10 protein-coding genes and 1 pseudogene are annotated in these 9,765 nt (G+C 64.5%); 7 read left to right on the top strand and 4 right to left on the bottom strand.

What is annotated here, in order from left to right; genetic code table 11:
* Window positions 1-250 (bottom strand): co-chaperone GroES (locus tag EOA28_RS13495; RefSeq protein ID WP_148670707.1); only part of this gene is annotated, 250 nt, incomplete at its 3' end.
* A 329-nt stretch (window positions 251-579) separates the two neighbouring features.
* Here EOA28_RS13495 and EOA28_RS13490 point away from each other — a divergent pair.
* The 5 genes and pseudogenes from EOA28_RS13490 to EOA28_RS13470 all read left to right on the top strand — a co-directional run bounded on the left by EOA28_RS13490 (window position 580) and on the right by EOA28_RS13470 (window position 4,395).
* Window positions 580-927 carry a hypothetical protein gene (locus tag EOA28_RS13490; RefSeq protein WP_127252253.1) on the top strand — a complete coding sequence of 116 codons (348 nt, stop codon included), beginning with the start codon at window positions 580-582 and terminating at the stop codon, window positions 925-927.
* Between the two features lie 12 nt (window positions 928-939).
* Window positions 940-1,219: pseudogene (locus tag EOA28_RS13485) on the top strand (protein usg).
* Between the two features lie 240 nt (window positions 1,220-1,459).
* The gene (locus EOA28_RS13480) at window positions 1,460-1,936 is read left to right on the top strand and encodes an Hsp20 family protein (RefSeq protein WP_126061666.1); all 477 of its coding nucleotides are present in this window, start codon (window positions 1,460-1,462) and stop codon (window positions 1,934-1,936) included.
* 93 nt (window positions 1,937-2,029) lie between these two features.
* Complete coding sequence (locus EOA28_RS13475) at window positions 2,030-2,539, top strand: Hsp20/alpha crystallin family protein (RefSeq protein WP_127252254.1); 510 nt, start codon at window positions 2,030-2,032, stop codon at window positions 2,537-2,539.
* 428 nt (window positions 2,540-2,967) lie between these two features.
* Window positions 2,968-4,395 (top strand): hypothetical protein, encoded by a 1,428-nt coding sequence (locus EOA28_RS13470; protein WP_128314952.1) that lies wholly within the window; start codon window positions 2,968-2,970, stop codon window positions 4,393-4,395.
* Window positions 4,396-4,428: 33 nt separating this feature from the next.
* Here the strand turns inward: EOA28_RS13470 and EOA28_RS13465 are convergent, their stop codons facing one another.
* The 3 genes from EOA28_RS13465 to EOA28_RS13455 all read right to left on the bottom strand — a co-directional run bounded on the left by EOA28_RS13465 (window position 4,429) and on the right by EOA28_RS13455 (window position 8,433).
* Entirely contained in the window at window positions 4,429-5,322 is an 894-nt protein-coding gene (locus EOA28_RS13465; protein ID WP_127252256.1) for a hypothetical protein, read from the bottom strand.
* 431 nt (window positions 5,323-5,753) lie between these two features.
* Window positions 5,754-7,409, bottom strand: a complete 1,656-nt coding sequence (locus EOA28_RS13460) for an acyl-CoA synthetase (RefSeq protein ID WP_127252257.1) — start codon at window positions 7,407-7,409, stop codon at window positions 5,754-5,756.
* A gap of 325 nt (window positions 7,410-7,734) precedes the next feature.
* Window positions 7,735-8,433 (bottom strand): YafY family protein, encoded by a 699-nt coding sequence (locus EOA28_RS13455; protein ID WP_126078112.1) that lies wholly within the window; start codon window positions 8,431-8,433, stop codon window positions 7,735-7,737.
* Window positions 8,434-8,555: 122 nt separating this feature from the next.
* Here EOA28_RS13455 and EOA28_RS13450 point away from each other — a divergent pair, with 122 nt between their 5' ends.
* Both EOA28_RS13450 and EOA28_RS13445 read left to right on the top strand, forming a co-directional pair.
* On the top strand, window positions 8,556-8,960 hold the full coding sequence (locus EOA28_RS13450) for a VOC family protein (RefSeq protein ID WP_126078111.1): 405 nt from the start codon (window positions 8,556-8,558) through the stop codon (window positions 8,958-8,960).
* A 128-nt stretch (window positions 8,961-9,088) separates the two neighbouring features.
* The coding region (locus tag EOA28_RS13445) for a radical SAM protein (RefSeq protein WP_189342036.1) at window positions 9,089-9,765 on the top strand (677 nt) is incomplete at its 3' end.

Genomic DNA, 9,765 nt, shown 5'->3' with positions numbered 1-9,765 from the left:
TGAGCAGATCCTCGCCGTTGAGCTTGATCTCGGTGCCCGACCACTTGCCGAACAGGATGCGGTCGCCGACCTTCACGTCGAGGGCCACGAGCTTGCCGCTCTCGTCGCGGGCGCCCGGGCCGACGGCGATGACTTCGCCTTCCTGCGGCTTTTCCTTGGCGGTGTCGGGGATGATGATGCCGCCGGCCGTCTTCTCTTCGGCCTCGATGCGGCGGACGAGCACGCGGTCATGCAGTGGACGGAACGTCATATCGTTCTCCTTCAGGACAAACAGATTGCGAGAGGTCCCTCCGCTCCGGACCGGGAGGACTGGAGCGGGGCTCGCGACCCTTTCGGCGTCGCGCGCATGTCGAGCTAATTTTGCCTTCTTCTACTTTCAAGGGGGTGCCAAAAAAATTTTGGCACTCTCGATCGCCGAGTGCTAGCACGCTGAAAACATGCGGTAAATTGGGTCGCTCCGATCAAGGAAAGGCTTGAATTCGCGATTGAGCTGAACAAGATTATCGGCGCCTGGCAGCGCCGGGACCGCTGAGAAATTTGGAACCTGAACCAAGGAGTTTTTGGAGACGGAGGACAGAAATGGACCGACAGACGCTCTCGCCGATCATTCCTTCCCTTGCTCCCGAAATATCAGACCTTTCGCTCGACCGGCTGCTGTCGCCGGCCAGCCATTTTCAGCACCCGCGGGATGTGCTGGAGGACGGCTCGCTCGACATATGGGAAAAGCGGGCGATCCTTTCGTCCTGGGCGTCCGACGCCTGCGCCGTTGAATCGATGCCGGCGCTGCGCCAGCCGCCGGGGGCCGAGCGGCCGGTCTCCTTCGACGACATCATGGATGCGCTGCGCCGACTCGACGCAACCGCCCCGCCGCCCAGCGGCCCTGCCGATGACGACCACCGGCAGCTGGTTGACCGGCTGAGCGCGTGAGGGCGGAAGACGATGGTGAACGCGGTCAGCACGGAATTCCGCCTGCAGATGAGTGGCTATGGCCTGACCACTGCCGAGATACATTATCATCTGCCAGACCATCCCAGCCTGCTCCAGCTTTATGTCTGGCAGGACTATGATCTCGCCCCGGACTTCCCCACGCTGAGGGGTTTTCTGGGGCTTTTGGGAACGCGAGCTGGCGGGCGCCTTGCATTCCGTTCGCGTCGCCCACCATCGGCTCATCAGGCCATCGGAATGGCGGGCCGTCGACGGGATCATCCCGATCCATTGAAGATCAGCTCCATCAAGGCGGTCGTGTTGTGCGGCCGCCGTCCATCATAGCCTGCCAGCGCGCGCAGACGAAGAGGGTGGCTTTTCACGACCTTGAAGGGGGCTTCGGGTTGGGCCCTTGACGTCCCGGATTTGAATTCCCAGATGGATTTTGCCGGTGCTTTGAGAGACCGGCAAGGGTCAAGGAGCGCCGCTTCCTTGGCGCTCCTCGTATCTATGTTGCTCAATGGAGGATGTAGCTATGAGAACCAGCTTTGACTTCACTCCCCTGTTCCGGTCGAGCATCGGTTTCGATCGAATGTTGAACGCGCTCGAAACGGCGAGCCGGATCGAAACCGTCGACAATTGGCCACCCTACGACATCGCCAAGACCTCGGAAGATGACTACCGCATCAGCATGGCGGTGGCAGGCTTCGCGCAGGACGAACTGGACATTACCCAGGAGCAGAACATGCTCATGGTCTCGGGCCAGAAAGCCGGCGAGGATAAGGGTGAGTACCTGCATCGAGGCATCGCCGGTCGCGCATTCCAGCGCCGTTTCGAGCTTGCCGACCATGTCAAAGTCGTCGGCGCCAGCCTGGTCAATGGCCTGCTGACCATCGATCTGAAGCGTGAAATTCCCGAAGAGATGAAACCGCGCCGGATCGAGATCGCAGCCGACAAGGCGATGCCAAAAGGCGCGACGAAGAAGATCGAAGCCGAGAAGCACGCGGCCTGAGGCCTTCCTGTCAGCGCCCCCGCGCAACGCGCCGGGCACATGGCCCGGCGCAACAGGAAGCCTTTCAGACCGATGAGCAGAAAGGAGGAAACCATGAGTGTCCGTGACCTGATTCCCTGGGGCCGGAGCAACGGCAACCAGGTTCCAAGCCTGTTCCGCGACGGCGAACGCGATCCCTTCCTGTCGCTGCATCGTGAGGTCAACCGCCTGTTCGACGATGTTTTCCGCGGCTTCGACAGCCGGTTGCCGTCTTTTGGCGGTGTCTCCGCCCTCGGCTCTGGTTGGCCGAGCGTCGAGATCTCCAACGGCGAGAAGGAGATCAAGGTGATGGCCGAGGTGCCGGGCCTTGAACAGAAAGATATCGAAGTCCTGTTCGACGACGGCGTTCTGACTCTGCGAGGCGAGAAGCGCTCGGAGACCGATGACAAGGATAGGCAATTCTCGGAGCGGTACTATGGCCGCTTCGAGCGCCGCATCCCGGTCGGCTACGAGGTCAAGGAAGACGAGGTGGAGGCGCGCTTCAGGAATGGCGTGCTGACTGTCACCTTGCCGAAGAGCGAGAAGGCGCAGTCGCAAGTCAGGCGCATCGACATCAAGAGTTGATGCAGAGACGCGGGAGGTCGTCCGATGCGCCTCCCGCGCAATCTTCCATGACAGCCACGGCAGTCGGATCCGCGGCGCGGTCGTCAGGGGCGGCGCGCAGAGAGAAAGTTGACGAACGGCGCTTCTCTGTTCCGTCGCAAAGTCTTCGTATCCGCCATATGAATGATGCCAAACAGCTCGATGAATGATGCCAAGCAGCTCGGTGCCTTCTCCCTTTTACAGCGGCGAATTTCAGCATCCATCGCGAGATGAAGTTAACATATGTTATGCCCGGCAGGCAGATCACCTGGAAGCGGTTCCGCATAAGATTGCGACCGGCGATAACCTTAATTTCGGTTTCGGTTGCATAGGCTTCCCGAAAGGAAGGTAAAGGGCTAGATTAGCAATTCGTTAAGTACGCGTGGGGCGTGAGTAAGGGATGTGCGGTGATGAATTTCAAGTCTCTGATCAAGCGGGCCGAGGACGTCGATAAGGAATTTCAGGAGCTCCAATCGGATCTGGCGGAAGCATTCGAGGACGTTCTGAAGGATGATGAACAACCGCCGTCGGGAGACGATACCGTTGCCGGTCAGGAACTCGTGGCAAGCGACGAAAATCCGCCGCCCGAAGAGCAGCAGCCAGAGGCAGCGTCATCGCGGTTGACGCCCCATACCCAGACGCGGCTCGCCGCGCTGGAGGCCGTCGCCGGGCTTTTCCGCGATGGGCAGGGCCATCTGCAGGAGATCGAGGCGAAGCTGGCGGAGATCGCCACCGCCCATCACATGACGCGCGAGGTCCTCAACGTCTTCCACCGCGACGTGTTGCGCTCCAACGAGCTGGAGCTGGCAAATCTAGCTCTTACCGCCGAACACAAAACGCTTTCGGAACAATTGCTTGACGCCGCCCGCAAGCAGCGCGAGCGCGACGGCGCGGCCGAGGCCTGGCAACAGCGCGAGGCGAGCCTCGTCCAGGACCGCGAGCAGTTGCGCTCGGCGCTGGCGGCCGTGCGCCTGGAACTGGTGGAGATGAGCAATGAGAACGCCAGGCGCGAGACGGAGTTCGGTGAGATCGTCAAAGCCTTGACCGCTAAGACCGTCGAAGTCGACAGGCGCGGCGCCGAGAACAAGCTGCTGCGCGAGAAGCAGGTCGGCCTCACGGTCGACCTGGAGCAGGCGCAAAAACGCGAGGCTGAGGCCCGCCACAAGTTCGACGAGTTCGCGGCAACCCACGCCAGCGAAACCGCCCATATTGCCGAGCTGATGGCTCAGATCGGCAACCACGAAAAGGAAGAAACCCGGCTGCAGAAGGCGCTGGAGGCAACCCAGGCCAGGCTCGCCGAAACAGCCGAGGCGGCGCGGATCGCCGAAAGCGACAGCGCCGCCGAATTGGCGCGCAGCCAGGCCGAGATGCGTGGTTTGCGCGCCGAAATGCAGGAGCTGCAGTCGCGCCTGGACAAGGTCTCGACCGACAATGGCGAAGCCTCGGCCGAAATCACCAGGCTCAAGGGGCAGTTGAACGATGCCGTCACCGAACGCCAGATCGCCGAGGAAAGGCTCGCCGTTCTCAGGGAAGAGAGCGAAGCCGACAAGAAGAATTTGTCGGAGGTCAGCACTAATCTCTCACAGCTTTCGTTGCAGCAGGCGTCCGAGCAGATCCAGCTCGATATCCAGAAGCAGGAATGCGAGGATCTGCACGCCGAGGTCGAAGCGCTCAATGCGCGCATCCGGGAATTGCTGCCTTACGAGCGGCTGCATCGGGTGACCGACGCAAGGTCGCGCAAGGATGCCGCGCCTCAGGCCAACGGGATCATCGCGGAAGCGGCACGCCCGGCCGCGCGGCGTGTTCCGCGGCGGAACTTGCGAGCCAACGCGGGCTGAGAAAACCGCCCCGCCTGGAACTGCTGTGGCGGGCTACTTGCCCGTCATGCCGTCGGCAAGGTCCTGCGCCTGCTTGAGCAGCGCCGGGAAGGACGGATCGCCGGGCAGACGCTCAGCCATGCAGGCGCGGTAGTCGGCATCGCCCTTTTCCCAGGCGGCGTTGGCGGGATCGGAAGCCTGCGGGTCGTCCTGATCCGAGCCCTCGTTGCCCTGCTGGGCTTTCTGCGCGGCCGCGTCGGCGGCTGCCCAGATCGAATCGCAGGCCGCGATCTTCGGCACGGCGGGCGAGGCGGGCGCCTCGGCAATCAGCACGCGGTCGCCTTTGACGACCGCCACCACGATATGCTGCTCGTAGATCGGCCCGACATCCTGCGTCCAGCCGCCGAGCCGGGCCACCACCATGTCGGCGCCGTCGGGCTTCTTCAGCGGAAAGTCGAGCGTGCCGGAGAAGGCGGCGTCGCTGCCGATGGCCTGGGTGTAGAAGCTGTCGAGCTTCAGCGCCGCGCCGATATCGGTGGGCAGCTTGAAATCCGCTTCCGCCTCGGTCGATTTGGACTTGAGCCAGCGCTCGGTCAGCCCGCGCGTCGAGACGACGATGCTCGGGCCGTCGTCGCTCTGGGCATAGCGCAGCCCGTCGAGCATGCCGTAGCCGATATCGGAGGCGTTGAGGCTTTCGATGTTGTTGGTGCCTGTCGCCGGAAAACCCTTGACTGAAAGCGGGCCGAGAATGGCGGCGAGACGCTGCTTCAGGTCGGCCAGCGCCTTCTCGTTCTGCGCGTCGATGGTTTCGATGGCCGTGTTGGCGCTTTCCTGCGCGGTGATGTCGGCGATCGCCTTGTCGCGCGCCGCGATATAATCGTCTTCCGGCGAGGCCGCGAGCGCCGCGCTGCCCGCCAGCGCGAGGAGAAGTGTCAAGACCAGCCGCATGATGTGCCCCGTTTCGCCCAAAACCGTATGCATGTCTTGCAGGCAAGATTGGGCTAAAAAAAGACTTAGGCGCTGCCGCTGAAGCTGCCAATCTCCCCCCTCGTGGGGGAGATGCCCGGCAGGGCAGAGGGGGGCGCGAAAGAACGCAAACCATTGAGGTCGTCATCCTAGGGCGAAGCAAGGAGCGAAGCGACGCAGCGCAGACCCTAGGATCCATGCCGTGACGCTAAGGTGTTGCAACGGTTCAGAATTCTGCTCCGCTGCGTCCTCCGGAGAAGGTCGCGGCATGGATCCTCGGGTCAAGGCCGAGGATGACGAAGCGCTGGGACGGGCCGATCGAAGTACCGATACGTCGGCGGGACAGCGCCCCCCTCTGTCCTGCCGGACATCTCCCCCCAAGAGGGGAGATCAGCAGTTCCCGCCTCTGCGCCTTATGCCTTGCGTTTCTCCACCTCGGCCTTGCGCAACAGGAATCGCTGGATCTTGCCGCTCGGCGTCTTCGGCAGCTCGCTCACGAACTCGACCTCGCGCGGATAGGAATGTGCCGACAACCGCTTCTTCACATGCTGGGCGAGTTCCTCGGCCAGCGCCTCGCTGCCTTTGTAAGCGGGCGCCAGCACCACGAAGGCCTTGACGATTTCGGTGCGCTGCGGATCGGGCACGCCGACCACCGCCGCCTCGTTGACCGCCGGGTGCTCGATCAGCGCGCTTTCGACATCGAAAGGCCCGATGCGGTAGCCGGAAGAGGTGATGACGTCGTCGGCCCGGCCGATAAAGGAGACCGAGCCGTCCGGCTCGTACTCCACCGTGTCGCCGGTGCGATAATAGCCTCCGGCAATCGCCGGCGTCTCCGCCTGGTGGTAGCCGTCGAACCAGCGCAGCGGCGAGTTGGCGATGTCGACGGCAAGCACGCCCGGCTGGTTGGGGCCGAGCTCGTTGCCCGCCTCGTCAAGCACCACCATGCGGTAGCCCGGCATGGCGAAACCGGCCGAGCCCGGGCGTACCGGATGCTTGAGCCCGTGATGGTTGTTGACCATCATGCCGTTCTCGGTCTGGCCGTAATGGTCGTGGATGGGCGCGGCGAGATGGGCGGCGAACCAGCGGATTACTTCCGGGTTGAGCGGCTCGCCGGCGCTGCTCACCACGCGCAGCTTTCCTTTGACGCGGGCCGCGGCCTCGGGCCCTTCCGCCAGCAGCAGGCGATAGGCCGTCGGCGAGCCGGCAAGGCTCGTGACGCCCAGCCGCTCGATGATGTCGTAGGTCGATTTGGCGTTGAAGGCGCCTTCGTAGAAGGTGGTGGCGATGCCGAGCAGCAAGGGCCCGGTGATGGCGTAGTAGAGCCCGTAGGCCCAGCCGGGATCGGCGATGTTCCAGAAGACGTCGTCGGGGCGAAGCCCGATCGCGTCGCGCATATAGGCGCCGAAGGCAAGAAGCGCGCTGAGCGGCACCGGCACGCCTTTCGGGTGCCCGGTGGTGCCGGAGGTCGACATCATCATGAACAGGTCCGAGCCCTTGCGCATCACCGGCTCGCAGTCGGGGGAGGCGGCGGCGAGCGCCGCCCGGAAATCGATGTCGCCTGCAGGCATCTCGCCGGGGCCGAGGATGGTGGCAATGCGCGGATGGTTCTCCACCTCCTCGAGCTTGCCGCGGTTGGCGAGATTGGTCACCACCAGCTTCGCCTTGCTGTAGCTCAGGCGATGCTCGATCGCCTTCGGTCCGAAGGCGGTGAACAGCGGCTGATAGACGGCGCCGATCCGCCATGTGCCGAGGATCAGCGCCACAAGCTCGGGGATGCGCGGCAGCATGCCGGCCACGACATCGCCAGGGCCGACGCCGAGACTTTTGAGCAAGGTGCCGACACGGCCCGACATGTCGGCGAGGTCGTCGAAGGAATATTCGCGCAATTCGCCGCCGGCCGAGATCGCGCGCAGCGCCAACCGGTTCTCGCCAGTATAGCGGCCGCAGCATTCGACATAGGCGTTGATCCCGGTGGCCGGATCGCCATGCAGCCGCGCGATCTCGTCCTCGATGCGGAAGCGCTCGACGGCATCCTCATAGAGCGGCAGCGCCGCCGGCATATCGGTCATGGCAATCCTCCCTTTGGCGGCGGTCATCTCCCCATGATCGCCGCCGAGGGAGATTGCATGAAAAGAGGGCGCTGGTCGATGCGGCGAAAGTCGATGGGGCCTGGCAAGCGAGTGAGGTCGCGCTCCACGGCGCCCCCCATCTGTCCTGCCGGACATCTCCCCCACAAGGGGGGAGATTGGCAGCTTCAGCGCCGGCCCTCCCTTATTACATCGGCGATTGGCGAAACCCGGCGCGACATCCGATCTCCCCCCAAGTGGGGAGATGTCCAAGAACAGAAGGGGGCGCGAAGGAATGCAAACCCTCTGTGGCCGCCTACGCCGCGAGCTAAGGCAAGCGCAGCCCCTGCGCCTCCATATGCCGCTTCCAGCGGTTGCGCAGCTCTCCCGGCCGGCAGCCGATGCGCTCGTCGAGGAACTCCGCCGCGCTGACGCGGTCGGTGCGGAAATGGCGGAAATTCTGGCGCAGCTCGCACCAGGCGGCAAGCAGCCGCACCGTCTCGGCATAGCCGATCATGGTCGGCCAGATCACGCGCTCGCTCTCGTCGCCCTGTTCGTTGCGGTAGCGGATCCGGATCTTGTGGCCCTTGCGGATCGAAGCCCGCGCCTTGGCGATATCCAGCCCGTCCGGCAGGCTCGCGCGGCTGAGCGGCGCGCCGACGGTTGGATTGCTGACGAAGGGGCGCAGCCGCTCGGGCACGACGGTGGCGATCTTGGCGATCAGGTCGCGCGCCGCGCCCGCCAGAACGGGGTCGCCCTTGTCGGCCACCCATTGCGCGCCGAGCACCGCCGCCTCCAGCTCGTCCGGCGTCAGCATCAGCGGCGGCATGTCGTAGTCGCGGTCGAGCACATAGCCGAGGCCGGCCTCGCCCCGGATCGGCACGCGCTGTCCGATGAGGTCGGCGATGTCGCGATAGACCGACCGGCGCGAGGTCTCGAGCTCCTCGGCGATCCGGCTGGCGGTGATCGGCCGGCTCGAGCGCCGCAGGATCTGGATGATCTGGAACAGTCTGTCGGCGCGGCGCAAGGCAAGTCTCCTGTTGCCACTATGCTGGCAGCAGGCCTGGTCCACAAGCCGGGGCAGGGCTCCTGAACGGGCGCGCCCAGCCGCGAAGATCTCTTCGTCGGCCAGCCGACGGAGAAGACCAGATGAATTTCGTTTCGACCCGCATCATCACCGCCGACGTCAAGCGGCTCGTCGCCTTCTACGAGACAGTCACGGGCATGAAGCTCACGCTCTACACCGAGGACTTCGCCGAGCTGGTCACGGAAGCGGGCACGCTGGCGATCGGCAGCACGCGCACGCTTGCGCTCTTCGGCGGCGACCACGTGGCAAGCCCGGCGGCAAATCGCACCGCCATCATCGAGTTCCGCGTGGCCGATGTCGATGAGGAATACCGCAGGCTTGCCGGGAGTCTGGGCGAAGCGCTGGTGCAGGCGCCGACCACAATGCCCTGGGGCAACCGCTCGCTACTGTTTCGCGATCCCAACGGCAATCTGGTGAACTTCTTCACGCCGGTGACGGAGGCGGCGATAGCGAAGTTTGGCGGGTGAGGGATTGCTATGCCCAGCGCGAAGGAATGAGACGCGGCCGGCTAGCGTGCTTGGCTCTGCGTCAACCGTGCGGTTGACGCCGTGCGCCATCCATCCGATATCCCGCGCAAATCTGTTCCGGGATGTCCATGACTACCGATCTCAAACAACCGGCCGCCGACGCCGCCTGGCAGGACGATGTCCGCGCCGGCGTGCGCCATGTGCGCGACCTTGCCCCGCTGCCGCTCTCGCCGGCCGAGCGCGCCGCCGCGCAGGAGGCCGCCGCGGCCCACAAGGTGCGCGTGCCAAAACCCTATCTCGACCTGATCGACTGGAACGACCCGGACGATCCGATCCGCGCCCAGGTGATCCCTTCGCCCGACGAGCTGGTCGCCGCCGAGGGCGAGCTCGACGACCCGATCGGCGACCATGCCTTCAGCCCGGCGCCCAGGCTGACGCACCGCCATGCCGACCGCGTGCTTCTGTTCCCCACCTATCAATGCGCGGTCTATTGCCGTTTCTGCTTCAGGAAGGAGTCGCTGACCTCGATCGGCCGCGGCTATACGCGGGAAGCCCTGGAGCCGGCGCTGGCCTATATCGCCGGGCATCCCGAAATCCGCGAGGTGATCCTGACCGGCGGTGATCCGCTGTCGCTGCCCGACAAGGCGTTGGCCGAGATCCGCGCCCGCCTGGAGGCGATCCCGCATCTGAGGCTCCTGCGCATCCACACCCGCGTGCCGGTGGCGCTGCCGTCGCGCATCACGCCCGGCCTGGTCGAGGCGCTGCAGGGCCGGCTGATGGTGAGCGTGGTCACGCACTTCAACCA

This window comes from Mesorhizobium sp. M2A.F.Ca.ET.067.02.1.1 (assembly GCF_004023285.1).
In the GTDB taxonomy this organism is placed as follows: domain Bacteria; phylum Pseudomonadota; class Alphaproteobacteria; order Rhizobiales; family Rhizobiaceae; genus Mesorhizobium.
Note: the sequence above shows the minus strand (reverse complement) of the source record. Positions and strands in the feature narration are given on the sequence as shown.